A 19,258-nucleotide genomic window follows, 5' to 3' on the forward strand; every position below is an offset into this window, starting at 1 on the left:
TTCGGTGCACTAAATTAACACTGTTAATCTTTGGTGCTTCCCGCTAAAAGATAGATTGCGCGCTAACTATCTGTTTTTATGTAACTGTTCTTGTTACACCAGATTGTCAGGCGGCTTCCTCGCTGTTCTGTTCTGCGCTTGATTGTTCAGTATCCTGCAGGTTTTGTGCCTGTTTATCACTTTCAGTCTTTTTTTCGGATAACGCGGAGACCTTTACCTCTTCACCGGGTTGACGCTGCTTTTCATAAAGGAAGCTCAGAACTGCGGCACGATAGTGGTTATATTGCGCATCATCCGCCAGCTCCAGTCGATGGCGGGGGCGCTCCAGATTAACCTCAAGTATTTCTCCCACCGTGGCCGCCGGGCCATTGGTCATCATCACGATGCGATCAGAGAGCAGCACCGCCTCGTCAACATCGTGAGTGATCATTATCACGGTGTTATTCAGATCCGCCTGAATCTCCATCAGTGAATCCTGCAGGTGCGCACGGGTCAGCGCGTCCAGTGCACCAAAGGGTTCATCCATCAGCATTACCGTGGGTTCCATCGCCAGAGCCCGGGCGATGCCAACCCGCTGTTTCATGCCGCCGGAGATCTCATCCGGGCGTTTATGCATCGCATGATCCATATGCACCAGCTGCAGGTTGTGTTCGATCCACTCCTTCATCTCAGCTTTGGATTTGCTGTTTTTAAAGACCTGTTTTACCGCCAGCTCGACGTTCTCATAGGCGGTCAGCCAGGGCAGCAGGGAGTGGTTCTGAAACACTACCGCTCTTTCCGGACCGGGTTCGTTAACCTCTTTGCCATCCAACAGTATGCCGCCTTTGGTGGCCTGATAGAGACCGGCAACGATATTCAGTACGGTGGACTTGCCGCAACCAGAGTGGCCGATCAGCGAGACAAACTCGCCCCGCTCGATCTTCAGATTGACATTACTCAGGGCTTTAAAGGGGCCGCTGGGCGTCGGAAAATCGATATCGACGCCGGTAAGCTCCAGATGTGTTTTTGCAGTCATGATCTTTCTCCTTACCGGTTAACGCAGTTCCTGAGTCTTATCCCAGGAAACCTTCTTCTGTAGCATCAGCATGATCCGATCGAGCATAAAACCGATCAGACCGATCACAATCACCGCCACCATAATCCGTCCCAGTGAGTTGGAACTGCCGTTCTGAAACTCATCCCAGACAAATTTACCCAGCCCGGGGTTTTGCGCCAGCATCTCGGCGGCAATCAACACCATCCAGGCGATCCCCAATGACAGCCGTAAACCGGTGAAAATCATCGGGATCGCAGAGGGGATAACAATCTTGATGACGTGAGTCAGCCAGGACAGACGCAGCACCTTGCTGACATTGTTGAGATCGGCACTGATGGAGGAGACTCCCACCGCCGTATTCAGCAGGGTGGGCCACAGGCAGCAGAGCGACACGGTGATCAGCGAGGTGACAAAGGACTTTGCAAACATCGGGTCATCGCTGACATACAACGCGCTGACCACCATGGTGACCAGCGGCAGCCAGGCCAGCGGAGAGACCGGTTTAAACAGCTGAATCACCGGGTTGAAGGCGCTGTAGAGGGTTTTATTCAGACCAATCACAATGCCCGCCGGGATGGCGATCAGCGATGCGGCAAAAAAACCGGCCAGTACGGTGACCAGGCTGGTGCCGATCTGATCGATAAAAGTCGCTTTACCGGTATAGGCGCGGACCTTGATCTCTGCGTCGGGATTTTTCGCCAGTTTCTTAGCATTGCGGTCATCCTGACGCTGATAAAACGCGGCTTCTTTCTGGCGCTCCCGGTTATGTTCAGCGAGCAGGTTTTTACTCTGCTCGTACACCTGAGCGGGGCCTGGAAACTCCCCCAGTGAGGTGTGGATATTGCGGGCGCCGATATTCCAGATAAACAGGAAGATCAGTATACCGGTCATCGGTACCACCAGTGCTTTAATCAGCGCTGCCAGGTTGAGCTTGTCCGTTAAGCCAAACGGCTTTAACAGTTTCAGTGCCATGCTACTCATAATCAGTCTCCATCGGGTCGCCCAGGGCGACCCTTTGGTTTTCTTTCCGGGGTTTTCCTGAAGGCTTATTCACAAGCGCTTTAATCAGTTAAATTTTGCTGTCGGGTTTCAGGCCGATCTTAAACTTCGTCAGATACTCGTTAGGCTTATGGCCGTCATAGGTGATGCCATCAATAAACTGAGTCTGAGGGGCCTTAAAGCCGGTTTCAGTGGCAAAGTCCGGGAACTCGCTGGCGTCCAGTTTACCCTCTGCAATCAACTCTTTTGCTGCAATGGCATAGATATCAGGGCGGTAAACCTTCTTCGCGGTTTCCATAAACCACTCATCGGATTTAGGCTCGGCAATCTGACCCCAGCGACGCATCTGCGTCAGGTACCAGATCGCATCGGAGTAGTAAGGATAGGTGGCGTTGTGACGGAAGAAGACGTTGAAGTCAGGCACTTCCCGCTTATCCCCCTTCTCATATTCAAAGGTGCCGGTCATCGAGTTGGCAATGACATCGTAATCGGCCCCCACATATTCCGGACGGGAGAGAATATCCACCGCTTCAGGGCGGTTGCCGTTGTTATTGTCATCCAGCCATTTTGCTGCGCGGATCATCGCTTTAACGACCCGGATATGGGTGTTGGGGTACTGATCGGCCCAGGCTTTGGAAACGCCAAACACTTTCTCGGGGTTGTCTTTCCAGATCTCATAATCGGTCACGACCGGCACACCGATACCCTTAAATACCGCTTGCTGGTTCCAGGGCTCGCCAACACAGTAGCCATAGATAGTGCCGGCTTCCATGGTGGATGGCATCTGTGGCGGTGGTGTCACTGAGAGCAGGGCATCGGCATCGATCTGTCCGGCAGTGTCGCCTTTCTGAGGGGCATAGTAACCCGGATGGATGCCTCCGGCTGCCAGCCAGTAGCGCAGTTCATAGTTGTGTGTAGACACAGGAAACACCATGCCCATCTTAAAGGGCTTACCCTCGGCTTTGTAAGCATCAACAACTGGCTTCAGTGCATCGGCTTTAATCGGGTGCAGCGGTTTGCCGTCGGCCCCTTTTTCCACATAGGGTTTCATCTGTTCCCAGATATCGTTGGAGACGGTAATCGCGTTGCCGTTCAGGTCCATACTGAAGGCGGTAATGATATGCGCCTGCGTACCAAAACCGATGGTTGCCCCCAGTGGCTGACCCGCCAGCATGTGGGCGCCATCCAACTGACCATCGATCACCCGGTCCAGCAGCACCTTCCAGTTTGCCTGGGCTTCCAGCTGAACATACAGTCCCTCATCTTCGAAGTAGCCTTTTTCATAGGCAATCGCGAGTGGTGCCATATCGGTCAGCTTAATAAAGCCAAACTTCAGCTCCTCTTTTTCCGGTTCGCCCACGCTGGCCTGAGCCGCGTTCAGTGTCAGCAGGCTGCTGACGGCAAGCGCGCCGCAGGTTTTTACCGCGTTTTTCAGTAGCGTTCGACGGCCTATCATTTTAGAAAGCAGTGTGTGAGTCATGTTGTGTGGCTCCTGAATGTGCAAAAAAGCAAAAAAAAACGCCTGCCCCACCGATAAAACTATCGGTAGGAGCAGACGTCGTTGTCAGATGTGAAATCAGGGAATTCCCGATTTCTGAAATATTGTATTTGTTATCCCTTACAAAGCAGGCTGCATGCCATGATATTAATAATGCATATAAAACAATGGATTATGTGTTTTGATTTTAAATGCAGAGAGTTGAGAATTGATAAAGCGCACTTTAATTGTGCCGTTTTTTGATTCTGATTGCCGTTCTGCGCTCAGATTGAGCAAAACATATTCACGGCATTGGCGCCGCTTTCAAACGCTCCCTTCCCGGGTGATTACGGTAGGCGCATAACTGTCGAGCAGGTATAATGCGCGCAATTCTTTTAAAACAGCCCTTAAATCAGCCTGGATGCATATTTTCTGATGACCGTACGTACCCGTATCGCACCGTCGCCAACCGGTGATCCGCACGTAGGCACCGCCTACATCGCCCTGTTTAATATGGCTTTCGCCCGTCAGCACGGTGGCGAATTTATCCTGCGTATTGAAGATACCGATCAGACCCGCAGCACCGCAGAATCAGAACAGATGATTCTGGACTCACTGCGCTGGCTGGGACTGGAGTGGGCGGAAGGCCCTGATAAGCCGGGTCCCCATGGCCCTTACCGGCAGAGTGAGCGGGGCGAGATCTATGCTAAATACACCCAGATCCTGCTGGATAATGGCACCGCCTTTAAATGCTATCGCACCGCTGAAGAGCTGGACCAACTGCGTAATCAGCGTCGTGAACAGGGCCTGCAAAGCGCGCTGAAAGAGAGCGATCTGGCCTTGCCAGCAGAGGAAGTGGCGAAGCGTGAAGCAGCGGGCGAGCCCTATGTTGTGCGTATGAAGGTGCCGGAAGAGGGCGTCTGCGTCTTTGATGATATGCTGCGTGGCTCTATCGAAGTAGACTGGGCGCAGGTTGACTGTCAGATTCTGATGAAATCCGATGGCATGCCTACCTACCACCTGGCTAACGTAGTCGATGATCACCTGATGGAGATCACCCACGTACTGCGAGGAGAGGAGTGGATCAACTCTGCACCTAAGCATCAGTTGCTGTACAGCTACTTCGGCTGGGATATGCCAAAGCTGTGTCATATGCCGCTGCTGCGTAACCCGGACAAGTCCAAGCTGTCTAAACGTAAGAACCCAACCAGTATCATCTATTATCAGCGCATGGGCTATATGGCTGAAGCGCTGATCAACTACCTGGCGCGCATGGGCTGGTCGATGCCGGACGAGCGTGAGAAGTTCTCGATTGAAGAGATGATCGCAAACTTCGATATCAACCGTGTCTCCCTGGGTGGCCCGATCTTTGATCAGGAGAAACTCAGTTGGCTGAACGGTCTGTGGATCCGCGAAGAGCTGAGCGATGAGCAGTTCGCTACGGCGTTCCAGCAGTGGGCGCTGAACCCGGAATATCTGATGCAGATTATTCCGCTGATCAAACAGCGGGTGGAGAAGTTTTCCGATGTCGCGCCTGTGGCGGGCTTCCTGCTCTCCGGTATGCTGCCGATCACTGAGGAGAGCTTTACCCACAAGAGTCTGCAGAAAGATGATATTCGCCGTATCCTGCAGTTTGCCTCCTGGATGCTGGACACTGAGCAGAACTGGAATAAAGACCATCTGTTTGCCCAGTGCAAAGCGCTGGGTGATGCGATGGGCTATAAAGTGCGTGACTTCCTGTTTCCACTGTTTGTCGCTATCGCTGGCACCAGTGCCAGTGTCTCGGTAGTAGATTCCATGCAGATCCTCGGCCCGGACATGAGCCGTGCCCGGGTACGTCATGCTCTGGACACCGTTGGTGGCCCTTCCAAGAAAGAAGCCAAGCGTTGGGAAAAAGAATACCGCGAGCTGGCTGAAGCCCTGAACTGATCAGGTTGCTCTGTATACGAAAAGCCCTGCACTGCAGGGCTTTTTACGTTCAATTCTCCTATGAAAATGTGATGATTAATATAGAAACCTAAAGAGCTCTTCCCGGTGCTCTCGGTGTTCTCTGTGGTTATGAATTATTGGCACCACCGAGAACACGAGGACACAGAGAAAGAACAGAAACTATTGAGCTCTATCGGCGCGAGACGCGCCTCCTACGGTGTTGATTTCTTTTTGCACCACAGAGAACACCGAGGGCACAGAGAAAGATCAGATGAGTGTAGGGCCTGCTAAAGGGGCTCCTACAAGGGAGGATTCCGGACTGTGCTCTTTCAGACTACGGACTTCGGACTTCGGACTTCGGACCTCAGACCTCGAATCCCCCGTCGCAAATTATCGATATGATCTGCATCGGTCAGCGACCTGTTGAATCAGAAAGAACCGCTAAAATAACCGTTTAAAAATCAACACTGTTTGACGAGAAAAATAGTCAACTTCATTGCTTGACAGACAACGGGGTCGCCATTAATATAGCCGCCACTTGGTTTTGGGGCCTTAGCTCAGCTGGGAGAGCGGTTCGCTGGCAGCGAACAGGTCAGCGGTTCGATCCCGCTAGGCTCCACCAATTCCTTCCTCCTCGATAGAGGACATCATCAGACCAGCACTTTGCTGGTTTTTTTGTATCTGAAATGTCTTTTATCTTTTTCGGCCCCTATTGTTTCTGATCTGTATCAAGTCGGTTTAACCAGCTCGATGAAAGGCAATCTGTCGCTCAAATTTCCCTGTGAGCCGAATATTAACTATAATTGGCTCTTATTGTGAGCCGAATAGAGCGATTAATCGGCTCATAGCGTGGTTATGTGATCGATCAACTGGAAATAGTTGAGCAGATAAATATCACGCTTACTCAGAGGTGACAGATGTCCCCAACAGATGATCATACCTATTCACATCAGCATATCTGGATCTGGCAACAGCCAGACTGGCCTGAGTTCAGGTGGGATGATAAAGCCCTTAGCGCCAGCCTGCGTGAAGTACATCAGCTTCAGGGCCGGTTGCTGGGTAAAATCGATACGGTGGCTGACGAGAGTTCTGCTGCCAGCCAGTTGGATGCACTGTTACAAAATATAGTGCAATCATCCGCTATCGAGGGCGAGCATCTCAATGCCGCTTCGGTGCGCTCTTCGCTCGCACGCCGACTAGGTGTTGATGACGCAGGCCTCACACCGGTAACTGCTCAGAGCGAGGGACTGGCTGAGCTGCTATTGGATGCCACGCAGGATCATCAGCAGCCATTAACGATGGAGCGCCTGTTTCAGTGGCATCGTTATCTGTTTCCACAGCCCGCAGAGGGGGAATACCGCCTCGTTAATATCCGTGTTGGCGAACTACGTGGTGATGCTACCATGCAGGTCGTCTCAGGGCCTGTAAGCAGACAAGTGGTACACTTTGAAGCGCCGCCTAAACAAGCGGTCGGGGAGGGTTCAGCTAACCTGGATGAACAGCTAAATACACTTCTCGATTGGTTAGAATCCAGCCGAACCGATAGTGAATTAGACCCAATCCTTCGAGCTGCGCAGGCTCATCTATGGTTTGTTACCCTGCACCCGTTTGATGATGGTAATGGCCGTCTGGCGAGGGCTGTCAGTGATTATGCTCTGGCCCAGGCAGAGAACCAGTCAGTGCGTTTCTACGCCATGGCCGCCAGTATTATGGAAAAACGGCAGGCGTATTATCAGATTCTTGAATCGACCCAGAAAGGCGATGTCGATATTACCCCGTGGATGCGTTGGTTTTTAGACACCTTTAAGCACACGTTAGAAACGGCATTGGCGCGTATCGATCTGGTGATGCAAAAAGCCCGCTTCTGGCAGGTTCATAGTCAGGACGGACTGAATACACAGCAGACTAAAGTGCTGAACCGGCTATTAGATGCAGGCCCCGGTGGTTTTGAAGGGCATCTGAACGCCAAAAAATATATGGGCATAGCAGGTGTATCCAAGGCAACTGCGACCCGGCATCTTGCGGATCTTCTGGGGAAAAACTGCCTGAAAAAGCTGGAAGGGGGAGGGCGCAGCACCCGCTATGATATTAACTGGCCGTAGGTCAGTTGGCAGAAATCCAGAGACGGTTTTAACCAGATATTGTCTTTCAGAGCGGGTTGATAACATGGCTCTGATAACGATCTTCATCAAAGAGCTTTCCCCATCTCATCTGTCGGGTAATTCATTGCTGCTGATAGACTACGAGATAGAGTACATGTTATAGATAATTTCAGAATACCATGGATGTACAGCAGAGCCTGATAAATGCGACAGGCATAATGTGTAGAAGGATTTATGACTGAAATTATTCCTACCCTCAAAAAACAGACGTTCAGCCGGAAGGCCTCCGGCGAGACTCGTTTTACCCCACGCCCCAAAGATTTATTAGAAGACGATTATCTTTGCCAGCTTGACCTTTCTGTGAATAAGGTGCGGCGTTGTCACGTTTCTATAGAGCTTCAACCCAGTCAGGGGGATTTTGTTTTTAGACGGCGAAGGCTGAAAACTGGCCGCCCGGAAAGACCTTATCCCAGAGCTGCCTGTATGCCCAGCGTGGGGATGATAACGGTACACACTTCTGTCTATCTCCAGCAGCGTTGAAACAGTGTTGAGTCGCGCGTTGTGGATCTTTCAGGTTAGGTTAGCTAAACACATATCGATATAGGATTTCAGGGACGATGGAACAACTCAGTGATCTTAAAGCAATACTGCACTCTAAACGCGCCAATATTTATTACCTGGAAAAATGCCGGGTAATGCAAAAAGATGGCCGTGTTCTCTATCTCACCGAAGCCAAAAACGAAAACCAGTACTGGAACATTCCTATCGCCAACACCACCTGCCTGCTGTTAGGCACAGGAACTTCCATCACTCAGGCGGCGATGCGCATGCTGGCTTCGGCAGGCGTAATGGTCGGCTTTTGTGGTGGCGGTGGCACGCCATTGCTGATGGCGACCGAAATAGAGTGGTTAACGCCACAAAGCGAATATCGTCCGACTGAATACCTTCAGGGGTGGATGCAGTTCTGGTTTGATGACAATAAGCGCCTCATCGCCGCGAAGCAGTTTCAACAGGCTCGAATCAGCTACCTACAAACGTTATGGAGTAAAAACCGTGACTTAAAAGCGGAAGGCTTTAATAGTGCCGACATCCAACCCGCTCTGGATAACTGCCTCGCTAAAATATCAGCCGCTAACCAAGTAACCCGCTTGCTGCAAGCCGAAGCCGAACTCACTAAACAACTCTATAAATATGCCGCTCGCTCAACCAACTACGGTGATTTCACCCGCGAGCGTGAAGCAATAGACACCGCAAACGCTTTTCTGAATCACGGCAACTACCTGTCCTATGGTTTGGCAGCCACCACGCTTTGGGTGTTAGGCATACCCCATGGCTTTGCCGTCATGCATGGCAAAACACGCCGGGGCGCTTTGGTATTTGATATCGCCGACCTGATAAAAGACGCCATCATCCTGCCCTGGGCCTTTATCTGTGCCAAAGAAAAAGCGACCGAGCAAGAATATCGTCAGCAATGTCTGCAAGCCTTTACCGACCATAAAGCATTAGAGTTTATGTTTGATCAGGTGAAAGGTATCGCGTTGAAGCAAGATTGGGAGTAATAGGGGGAGGATCTAGCCCTCCCCCTATTACTAAGCTGCCTGTTCGGCAGTTAAGACATTAAGGTTGGTTTTATTATTTCTAAGCTACCTGTTCGGTAGAAGTTGAATCATACATATTATTGAGAGAATTATAAATATATTTAAAGATGGTTTTATTAGGTTGCATAGAGTTGGTTGAATTTTAATCTATAGCCATTCCTGATGGGAGAGGCCTGGATGTTATTTTTTAAACTTGTTCGGAGAGTCATATTACGGCTGGTGAGAATGGGTCGTAATTTTCTGGTAAAGCTCTCTATTGAAGAGCGTATACAGATAATGATGCTGCTGAGGAAAATCATCGATTTGGTCATGGCTTGTTTGAAATGATCTTGAGGAGCTTCAATCATGATGGTCACCTTTGTTTCTCAATGCGAAAAGAAAGCGCTGGCGCGCACCCGACGAGTGCTGGATGCGTTTGCGGATCGTATTGGCGATAACACCTGGCAAACTATCATTACGCAGGAAGGGCTATTGGCGGTTAAAAAACTGCTACGTAAAACCGCGAGTAAAAGCACAGCGGTAAGTTGTCATTGGATACGCAGTCGCTCCCGCTCTGATCTGGTGTGGGTGGTGGGGAATAAAAGAAAGTTCAATGAGCTTGGCCAGGTGCCAGTTAATAGCACACATAAAGCATTTTCCATTAACCATGATGAAACAAAGTGGGTTCACGCGCACAGCATTCAGATTATCGCTGTTCTATCTGGCCTTCTGCATGATATTGGCAAGGCGACAATTGGTTTTCAGAATAAATTACTGAATAACAGTGGCAAGAATATGGGTGATCCCTATCGTCACGAATGGCTTTCCCTAAGGCTGTTTCAGGCAATGATTTATGGCTGTAAAACCGATGACGAATGGCTAACCCGATTAATGGATTTTGACGGTTTTACGCGGGATAATCCTGAGTGGAGAGAACAGTTACCAAATGACTCTGAAGAAGGCGATGCAAAGTCTAAAAGACTAGACTATCTCCCCCCTTTAGCAAAGCTGGTTGCCTGGCTGATTGTTACTCACCACCGTATGCCCACTTTCTTGCCATCACGCTATGAGACAAGAAATCGCCAGTCAGAACAACGCAATGCCCAAGAATGGGGTGACGAGTTAGATGTTGATGAGTTTTTCGCCAGCATAGAGCCGTTTGATAAGTGGGTTAGAAATGAAAAGCTGCCGAATAATCAAGATTTTTGGCGTTTAAAAGACGTCATAATGGCAAGCAAAAGCTGGCAAAAAGGCGTCCGTCGCTGGGCCAGAAAAGCGCGTGACTGTGCACCGTTACGAGTGCTCGCAACGCAAACCATATCCGACCCACTATTTATGAATCTTGCGCGGCTGTGTTTGATGTTGGCCGATCATAATTACTCCAGCCTCCCCAATGGCGAAGACAGAAGACGAGTAAAAGGGGATGCCGACTTTTTAGCTAAACTGGCCGCTAACACTGATAAAAACCGTCAAGTAAAACAAGCACTGGATGAACACCTTATAGGCGTTGGCGAATTTGCCAAAAGAGTCGCACTTGAAATCCCCATGCTAGTGCAAACATTACCAAGCCTGTCGGATAAGCTTAAAGCATTTACTGAGCAAACCAGGCATCCTGTTTACTCATGGCAAAACGGCGCATTTGCGCTGGCACAGAAGTTACAACCTCTAGCCCAGGATCAAGGGTTCTTTGGGGTAAATATGGCGTCAACGGGGCGCGGGAAAACATTAGCTAATGCCCGAATTATGTATGCCTTAGCTAACCCGGAAACCGGTGCGCGTTTCACTATCGCTTTAGGGTTGCGTGTGCTGACATTGCAAACGGGACAAGCATTGCGCCAGCGACTTTCTCTGGATGAGGATGATCTGGCGGTACTCGTTGGTGGTTCTGCTAATCGTATGCTTTTTGACCTGGCACAAACTGAACGAAACAGCATGACGTTTGAAGATCAGGGCAGTGAGTCGCTAGAAGAACTATTAGATAAAAGTGAATGGGTTGATGGCGATATTTTACCTGATGAATTCGGTACGCTGATATCCGACCCTAAAACTCGGCAGTTGCTCTATGCACCTGTAGTAAGCTGTACGGTTGATCACATTATGCAGGCATCGGAATGCGTCAGAGGCGGAAGATACATCGCTCCAACTCTTCGTCTGCTGACCAGTGATTTAGTGTTAGACGAACCAGATGATTTTGATCAGTCGGATCTGCCTGCGCTGTCGCGCTTAGTTCACATGGCTGGCCTGTATGGGAGTAAGGTGTTGTTATCCTCAGCTACCCTGACGCCTGATCTGATTGCGGGATTATATCAAGCCTATGCGGCGGGTCGAAAAATCTGGAATAGCCATATGGGGATTCATCCGGGTTTACCCATCTGTTGTGCCTGGTTCGATGAATATAAACAACAGCAGGTAATTTGTGCGAACGTCGATCAATACACAACAGCCCACCTAGAGTTTGCACAAAAACGAGCGAAAGAACTTGGTAAGCAACGGCCAAGGCGTCATGCAGAAATACTGCCTCTTGATCTGCCTCCACCGCCAGAGAATGAAAAAGTTGATATGCATGCACTGGCTGCTGAGGTAGTAAACGGCGCGATTCAACTACACCGGAATAATTCAGAAACCTGCCCTAAGACTGGAAAAAAAGTCAGTATCGGTTTGGTGCGCATGGCGAATGTGAAACCTATTATTGGGTTAGTTCGCGCTCTTTATCAACAAGCCGGTTTTGATACCGATACGCAGATTCATCTTTGTTGCTATCACGCGAAACAGTTATTGATATTAAGGGATGCCCTGGAGAGACAACTCGACCGGATTCTGACCCGTGTTGAGCCTAACGCCATCTTTTCACACAAAGAGATACAAACTGCGATAGGTACCAATCCCGCCAAGCATCAAATCTTTATTGTCGTGGCCAGTCCTGTGGCTGAGGTAGGGCGAGATCATGATTATGACTGGGCAATTGTCGAACCGTCGTCGATGCGATCTCTTATTCAACTGGCAGGCAGAGTATGGCGTCATCGTCCCGATAACGTAGCTGACAAACCCAATATGCTGATTTTGGATAGAAATATTCTTGCTCTGAAAGGGAGTGAATTGGCGTTTGTCCGGCCTGGTTTTGAGAGTAGGGATTTCGTCCTGAGCAGTCATTTTTGTCGGGATTTAATTAGCGCAGACCAACTGGCCAATGTGGATTCAGTAGCAAGAATCGTGCGTTCTAACGAGTTGCAACCAACAGAGAGTCTGGCCGATTTAGAGCATGCTGTAATGCAAAAACTGCTTAACAATCGCGATAACTTCGTAAGTGCCTTTTGGCGCGAAAATAACGGTAATCGCGCGTCGGCACATTTGCAAAAAATCAGTCCATTTCGTGCCAGTGATGGTCCTCAGGATGATTTTGTATGCTTGCCGGTGACAGATGATCCAAGCGGCTACAAATTCACATACGCAGAAGACGCATGGGAAGACCTTAATCACTGCACATTTCAGAGCAAGAAGATCCGCTTTGCGGAGTTTAGTCCTGACAACGACAGGGTATCACCGTGGCTGACAACCGAGTTAGATGAGGTGCTGCAAGAGCTGGCAGATAAACGGGATGAGTCTAATGTATCCCGCATTGCCTGGCAGTTTGCCTCGGTCTCTCTGGAAAATCGTGAAGACCGCATCTGGTGGTATCACCCGTGGTTAGGATTCTGGCAGTGAGTTATTCACTGATATTGAAAAATACATTTTTGGAAAATGAGTACACAAGGAGTGCTTATGGAAACCATAACGGAAGGGCAAGTGAAAGCCACGGTTCTGCGTTTTTTAAAAACGCAGTGTGATAAAAAACTCGAGCCAGAATTAAAAGCGTTAGATAAGTTAGACGCTGCCAATGATGCGGAAAAAATCGCCTCGTTGCAGACTAAGATCACCGCGACTCAAGCCAGATATGAGCTAGAAAACTGGATGCCGGATGCTGCCCATAGAATGGCGAAGCAGCTATATTTTGGTACACACATTTCAAAGGGGATTCATCCAGATTCTAAGGGTGATAACTTAAACTTTGATACGTCACCCCCTCTGCCAGACGGTATTGTTGGTTCGCAAACGTTGAGTGAATTGCCGCTAGATGCAAATGGCAATGCTGCTGCCTTGCCACTCGCGACTTTTTTTGAGGAAGAAGTAGAGGCGGGCAATGGCGTAAAACTGCGAACATTGATTCAGTCACAACACCCAGCGGTGGAAGGTGCATTTAGCTCGAATGCTGAGTTGTCTGCCGAATATGCCAGCAGCTTCAAAGCGGCATTAGATAATGTGATAGACGAACCGATAACTTACGAGCGTAATAAGCAATTGCTGTGGCCATTGAATAATGCGATTGCCGATGATGCTTATGTTGCCGTGGTGCCGCTGTATCCGTCTGCGTTGACGAGTCAGGTGTTTCAGAAAATAAATCATTCACGGTTTAGTGAAGAAAATAAACTGGCACGAGAAAATAGAAAAAAGAAGAGCGTAGAACAGCAGCCTTATCGGTCGATACCAGATATCGCCATTATTCGTCTTGGCGGTACTAAGCCCCAGAATATAAGCCAGTTAACCAGTAAGCAGAGCGGGCGTAGCTATTTACTCTCTTCAATGCCCCCCAGCTATGACACTAAGTCGCAATACCGTATTACAAAATCACAGACATCATTATTTGATGTGCGGCTTGTGCAGTGTTGTGGCGTAGGACTTAGCCAGCTTTATCAGGTGATTTCAGAGTTTAGAAGAACCATAGACGTGCGTGATAGTCGGAAAGATGCACTGGACTTAATTCTCGCGAGTATTTTTGTGTTGGCTGAACACATTCAGCAAACCTATACACCGGGATGGAGTAAAGACTATCAACTCAGCATGCATGAAAAATATTGGTTAGATCCGTATAGAGCAGACTTAGAAGGTGAGGAAGACTTCGCTGAAAACAGATTGTCCAGCGACTGGCAAGCGACCATCGTTGATCAGTTTTCGTTATGGATTAACGCTCGCCTTCAAAAGCGATTTAAAAACCTTGCTAAGGATTTTGGTGATGCGCAATACATAGAGTGGCAACGAGAAATAGAGGATGCCATTAAAAGTAGCTTGCGCTCAGGGAAGGAGATATTTGCATGAGTAATCCAAGTCATTACCTATTGTTAGACCGCATTGAAATTGAAAACGCGAATGCGATATCAAGCCCTCTCACGTATGGATTTCCGGCCATCTCCGGCTTTCTTGGCGCGGTTCATGCGCTCAATCGAAAATTAGTGGAAGCAGGTATTACGCTTGATTTGTCTGGTGTATTAATCGCCTGTCATGATATTCAGGTGCAGCGTTATCGCCCGCATGCTTATGCTGATTACAGCTTCAATCAGTCGCGTAACCCGATCAAAAAAGATGGTAAGACCGCTTCCATTGTTGAAGAGGGGAAAGTGCACCTGACAGTCAGCTTGGTTGTAGAGGTGTCTGCCAGTCGAAAAGAAGCCAGAGATATAGATGATGATATCGACAACATCGAAGAGCGTTGTCGGCAAATAATCTTTCAACAGCGCATGGCAGGGGGCAGCGTAAGAGCGATTAAGCAGGTTCGTTTTTTCAATACCAGTGATGGTGAGCAGATTAAACGGTCGTTATTACCAGCATTTGTATTAATGGATGCAAAGAAAGATTTAGTCGATATTACCCGTACTTTGCAAGAATCAAACCCCGAGGCCAATAGCCTGGATGCCTTAATTGAAGTGGCAACGTTGCATCATGTGCCGGTTGACACAAAAGTCAGCAAGAGCGGTTGGAAAACGCGAAGCCCTAAAACCGGCAGGGGCTGGTTAGTGCCTATGCCGGTTGGTTATCAGGCATTAAATCCGAAGTTCGATCCAGGGCAGTTGCAGAATTGTCGCACTGTCGATTACCCAAGCCATTATGTTGAAGCCCTTTATAGCTTAGGCAAATGGTTGTTCCCAAATCGTTTACCCAATGATCTATCAAGCTGCTTTTGGCGCTACAGTCAAAGCGACAACCTTTATCTTATGACCCAAACCAGTAATGGTCTTCAAGGAGAGTAACCATGACATTAAAAACCGCTAGCGTATTAGCTTTTGAGCGCAACTTAGATATTTCAGACGCTTTTTTCTGGCAATTTGATAGTCACTCAAAAACCACGGAATTAAAACCGGTAGGTATTCAAACTAAATCGGTACGAGGCACCATCAGTAACAGACAGAAAGCAGCTATTGCTAATGATCCGGCAAAATTGGATGCAGAGATCGAAAAGGCTAACCTACAAACGGTAGATGTTGCTGCATTAGATCACGATTGCGACACGCTATTAGTAAAATGGAGTTGTAAGGTTTTACCTTTTACTGGCAAGCCAAGCGTCTGTAATGACCAGGATTATCAAACTAAATTACTCGAAGTCGTAAATAGTTATTTAACGGAACAGGGTGTTGCTGAACTCTCCCGTCGCTATGCTGCAAACATCGCCAATGCGCGTTGGTTGTGGCGCAACCGTTTAGGTGCAGAAACAATTAAAGTAACGGTATCTTTATCGGCTAATGGTGACGACTCTGTTGCGGAAATAGCCGATGCAAAAAAACTGTCACTGACGAATTTTGATGATGTTAATGCGGATGTTGCCAAAATATCAGCCTTCATCGAACAGGGTTTAAAAGGTGAGACGTTTGTCATTCTTTATGTCAAAGCAGAAGTGAAAGTAGGCTACGGACAAGAGGTCTATCCATCTCAGGAACTGGTGCTTGATACCGGTAAAACCAAAAGCAAAGAGCTTTACAAAAAGCATGATATCGCCGGTATGCACTCACAGAAAATCAGCAATGCTATCCGCACGGTTGACACCTGGTATCCCGATGCTCAATTCCCTGTCGCTGCGGAACCGTATGCTGCGGTGACCACTTTAGGTACAGCTTTTCGTCAGCCTAAACAAAAGCAGGATTTTTACAGCTTGTTTGATGGTTGGGTACTCAATGACACTAAGCCTGGTGTCGGGCAACAACATTACATTATGTCGGTACTTATTCGTGGTGGGGTTTTCGGGGCCAGCGGCAAGGAATAATGATTATGGATAGCTATTTTGAAATAAAAGCGATCCCCGATCCCGAGTTGCTGCAATCCGCTATCGTCGCACAGCTAATGCAAGCGTTACATGGGTTACTGCCATCCTATGAAGGGCGTGTAGGAATTAGTTTCCCGGCTTATGGCCAGGCGAGGGCATTAGGTGGAATTGTACGCCTGCATGGCACATCTGAGGATATGCAAAGGCTGCTTGAGCAGGCACGTGATGATTCTGTGCTGTCGAACTACGCCCTGATCACCGATGTCTTAATGGTTCCCGAAAAGGTGAAGGGCTATGCCTTGTATCGACGCAGGCACGTAAAGGGAGAAAGCGATATCAGGCGATTGGTAAAAAGGCATAAAGCACGGGGAACATGGAACGCGGAATTAGAGGAAGCGATATTTGCGAAATATCGACAACCTAAGAACTGTCCCCACGTTACGCTGAAAAGCTATACCACGGGGCAGCCAAAGTTCATGTTGTTTATAGAACAGGCGATGCAGGGTAAAGCGGTTGAAGGGGAGTTCAATGCTTACGGCCTGTCTAAAGGCGGCACCGTACCCTGGTTTTAACCCTTTAATTTTAGCTCTTTAAAAACTTGTTAAAAAACAGATAGTTGCAGAAAGCACTAAAATCATTGGTATTTTTACTAATATCGGGTTAAGTGTTTGATGCAGCTATTTTTTTCTGCGTTATACTTCAGTTCACTGCCGAGCAGGCAGCTTAGAAATGTTATTTCTGCTATTCTCGCTGATATTCTATGTTCACTGCCGAGCAGGCAGCTTAGAAATGTTATTTCTGCTATTCTCGCTGATATTCTATGTTCACTGCCGAGCAGGCAGCTTAGAAATATGGTAGTGAGATGCATTGGGCTGAGTTTGAGTTCACTGCCGAGCAGGCAGCTTAGAAAGATTACTAAACCATGCCTCTGTCCCGATGGTGGTTCACTGCCGAGCAGGCAGCTTAGAAAAGCGCTGTCAAAGCGCCAGCCAGGTTGCCAGCGTTCACTGCCGAGCAGGCAGCTTAGAAAGCTGAATATCTCTGTAATTCCGGTCACTTTATGTTCACTGCCGAGCAGGCAGCTTAGAAAAATACTGACCATCAGCCGACCAGATACGGCCAGTTCACTGCCGAGCAGGCAGCTTAGAAACAACTAAGCGCCGCCCCGTTCAAGGCTTTCATGTTCACTGCCGAGCAGGCAGCTTAGAAAAATAGAACCGGGTTATGTTTATAGCTACGCTGGTTCACTGCCGAGCAGGCAGCTTAGAAATACGTACTCAAATAGCAGATCAATCGCACCAGGTTCACTGCCGAGCAGGCAGCTTAGAAATATCAACCCCATCCCACCCATTCCCAGCAAACGTTCACTGCCGAGCAGGCAGCTTAGAAAACACCCGGAATTCAAGCACACCACCCCGAGTGGTTCACTGCCGAGCAGGCAGCTTAGAAAGGCGCTGGACAGGCCTGATGATGTCCGTAAGCGTTCACTGCCGAGCAGGCAGCTTAGAAATGACTACACTGCTATTCTCAACTATCAGTCGCGTTCACTGCCGAGCAGGCAGCTTAGAAAGTCAGACGCTCAAGCATTTCTTGTCTCGTCATGTTCACTGCCGAGCAGGCAGCTTAGAAATGCCGACCGGCTTTATCAGCCAGTCAGTAGGAGTTCACTGCCGAGCAGGCAGCTTAGAAAGCACCGCCGTTCAACGACATATAGTACGTATCGTTCACTGCCGAGCAGGCAGCTTAGAAAAGGTGGCGGAATGTTACGGTCTTGCTGATGACGTTCACTGCCGAGCAGGCAGCTTAGAAAGTTTGTAGGTGAAGGCAGCCCGGGTGGTTTGCGTTCACTGCCGAGCAGGCAGCTTAGAAAAACACCAGCTTATAGCCCTGCAGCTGTTCGCCGTTCACTGCCGAGCAGGCAGCTTAGAAAGCCCGGTTCTTTACGCAGAGCAAGGCGTGTTCGTTCACTGCCGAGCAGGCAGCTTAGAAAATACTGCGCAGTTGCTCTTCTCGTTCGATCTGGTTCACTGCCGAGCAGGCAGCTTAGAAAAGAAAATGACATCGGAGGGCGGAAAATTCTACGTTCACTGCCGAGCAGGCAGCTTAGAAACCCGGCATCTTTGAAGGACATTATGCATGCAGGTTCACTGCCGAGCAGGCAGCTTAGAAATTATATCCTCCGGGCTACTCAAGCCCAGCTTAGTTCACTGCCGAGCAGGCAGCTTAGAAAAGACTTCAGAGCTGTTTGACTACAGTGGTAACGTTCACTGCCGAGCAGGCAGCTTAGAAATGACGCCGCGCAGAGTATGAACCATCGTAATTGTTCACTGCCGAGCAGGCAGCTTAGAAACCACACCTCAACCGATTGAGGCGCTTTAAATGGTTCACTGCCGAGCAGGCAGCTTAGAAAAAAACCCTGCTCAATCAATCGAGCCGCAGCCTGTTCACTGCCGAGCAGGCAGCTTAGAAATCACACTGGCCACTTACCCGGATTGCCTCTGCGTTCACTGCCGAGCAGGCAGCTTAGAAATGAAAAAAGGTGGCTATAAAACGTTTTTGACGGTTCACTGCCGAGCAGGCAGCTTAGAAATGGATTAAGACGGCCCCCAATATCAAATATAGGTTCACTGCCGAGCAGGCAGCTTAGAAAAGTTTCGCGTGTGAAAGCCAAATGTCCGCCCAGTTCACTGCCGAGCAGGCAGCTTAGAAAAATGCAAGCCCGCCCGGGTGGGCGGGTGATGAGTTCACTGCCGAGCAGGCAGCTTAGAAAAAGCAAACCGTTTACCAGCCGCATTGAGAGCAGTTCACTGCCGAGCAGGCAGCTTAGAAATCTGCGACAATCTCAGAGCAACGGGCCGCGATGTTCACTGCCGAGCAGGCAGCTTAGAAAGTTCAATTTCTTCAAGCCATTTTTCCATCCACGTTCACTGCCGAGCAGGCAGCTTAGAAACCGTTTTCGTTAGTGAAAAACACCTGGTACGTGTTCACTGCCGAGCAGGCAGCTTAGAAAAAGCCACAATTCACGTTGGTGCATTGCAGATAGGTTCACTGCCGAGCAGGCAGCTTAGAAAA

Annotated in this window: 12 protein-coding genes, 1 tRNA gene and 1 CRISPR repeat array; of the genes, 10 read left to right on the forward strand and 3 right to left on the reverse strand. The window is 48.9% G+C overall.

Annotated elements, in window-relative coordinates; translation table 11 throughout:
• Window positions 1-106: 106 nt before the first annotated feature.
• The 3 genes from BMY09_RS08430 to BMY09_RS08440 form a co-directional block, all read right to left on the reverse strand.
• A complete protein-coding gene (locus BMY09_RS08430; protein ID WP_091356598.1) occupies window positions 107-1,015 on the reverse strand; it encodes an ABC transporter ATP-binding protein in 909 nt (302 codons plus the stop codon).
• Window positions 1,016-1,033: 18 nt separating this feature from the next.
• Window positions 1,034-2,017: an ABC transporter permease gene (locus tag BMY09_RS08435; RefSeq protein ID WP_091356600.1), complete on the reverse strand. Its 984-nt coding sequence runs from the start codon at window positions 2,015-2,017 to the stop codon at window positions 1,034-1,036.
• Between the two features lie 88 nt (window positions 2,018-2,105).
• A complete protein-coding gene (locus BMY09_RS08440; RefSeq protein WP_091356602.1) occupies window positions 2,106-3,515 on the reverse strand; it encodes a CmpA/NrtA family ABC transporter substrate-binding protein in 1,410 nt (469 codons plus the stop codon).
• A 432-nt stretch (window positions 3,516-3,947) separates the two neighbouring features.
• On the opposite strand from BMY09_RS08440, the gene gltX reads away from it, so the two are divergent.
• The 10 genes from gltX (at window position 3,948) to cas6f (ending at window position 16,758) form a co-directional block, all read left to right on the forward strand.
• Complete coding sequence (gene gltX, locus BMY09_RS08445; RefSeq protein WP_091356605.1) at window positions 3,948-5,441, forward strand: glutamate--tRNA ligase; 1,494 nt, start codon at window positions 3,948-3,950, stop codon at window positions 5,439-5,441.
• 546 nt (window positions 5,442-5,987) lie between these two features.
• Window positions 5,988-6,063 (forward strand) — tRNA-Ala (locus tag BMY09_RS08450).
• A gap of 295 nt (window positions 6,064-6,358) precedes the next feature.
• Complete coding sequence (locus BMY09_RS08455) at window positions 6,359-7,543, forward strand: Fic family protein (protein WP_091356607.1); 1,185 nt, start codon at window positions 6,359-6,361, stop codon at window positions 7,541-7,543.
• A 234-nt stretch (window positions 7,544-7,777) separates the two neighbouring features.
• Window positions 7,778-8,083 carry a hypothetical protein gene (locus BMY09_RS22030; RefSeq protein WP_139203163.1) on the forward strand — a complete coding sequence of 102 codons (306 nt, stop codon included), beginning with the start codon at window positions 7,778-7,780 and terminating at the stop codon, window positions 8,081-8,083.
• A 77-nt stretch (window positions 8,084-8,160) separates the two neighbouring features.
• Complete coding sequence (gene cas1f / locus BMY09_RS08460) at window positions 8,161-9,102, forward strand: type I-F CRISPR-associated endonuclease Cas1f (protein ID WP_091356609.1); 942 nt, start codon at window positions 8,161-8,163, stop codon at window positions 9,100-9,102.
• A 384-nt stretch (window positions 9,103-9,486) separates the two neighbouring features.
• A complete protein-coding gene (gene cas3f / locus BMY09_RS08470; protein ID WP_091356614.1) occupies window positions 9,487-12,822 on the forward strand; it encodes a type I-F CRISPR-associated helicase Cas3f in 3,336 nt (1,111 codons plus the stop codon).
• 57 nt (window positions 12,823-12,879) lie between these two features.
• The gene (gene csy1, locus BMY09_RS08475) at window positions 12,880-14,250 is read left to right on the forward strand and encodes a type I-F CRISPR-associated protein Csy1 (RefSeq protein WP_175483482.1); all 1,371 of its coding nucleotides are present in this window, start codon (window positions 12,880-12,882) and stop codon (window positions 14,248-14,250) included.
• Window positions 14,247-15,179 (forward strand): type I-F CRISPR-associated protein Csy2, encoded by a 933-nt coding sequence (csy2, locus tag BMY09_RS08480; protein WP_091356619.1) that lies wholly within the window; start codon window positions 14,247-14,249, stop codon window positions 15,177-15,179. The genes csy1 and csy2 overlap by 4 nt, the downstream gene beginning before the upstream one ends.
• A gap of 2 nt (window positions 15,180-15,181) precedes the next feature.
• Window positions 15,182-16,186 (forward strand): type I-F CRISPR-associated protein Csy3, encoded by a 1,005-nt coding sequence (gene csy3, locus BMY09_RS08485; protein ID WP_091356622.1) that lies wholly within the window; start codon window positions 15,182-15,184, stop codon window positions 16,184-16,186.
• Window positions 16,187-16,191: 5 nt separating this feature from the next.
• Window positions 16,192-16,758 carry a type I-F CRISPR-associated endoribonuclease Cas6/Csy4 gene (gene cas6f / locus BMY09_RS08490; protein ID WP_175483483.1) on the forward strand — a complete coding sequence of 189 codons (567 nt, stop codon included), beginning with the start codon at window positions 16,192-16,194 and terminating at the stop codon, window positions 16,756-16,758.
• A gap of 130 nt (window positions 16,759-16,888) precedes the next feature.
• Window positions 16,889-19,257: direct repeats of the CRISPR family, unit length 28 nt; unit sequence GTTCACTGCCGAGCAGGCAGCTTAGAAA.
• Window position 19,258 lies beyond the last annotated feature (1 nt).

Origin of the sequence: Amphritea atlantica, assembly GCF_900111095.1 — a bacterium.
In the GTDB taxonomy this organism is placed as follows: domain Bacteria; phylum Pseudomonadota; class Gammaproteobacteria; order Pseudomonadales; family Balneatricaceae; genus Amphritea; species Amphritea atlantica.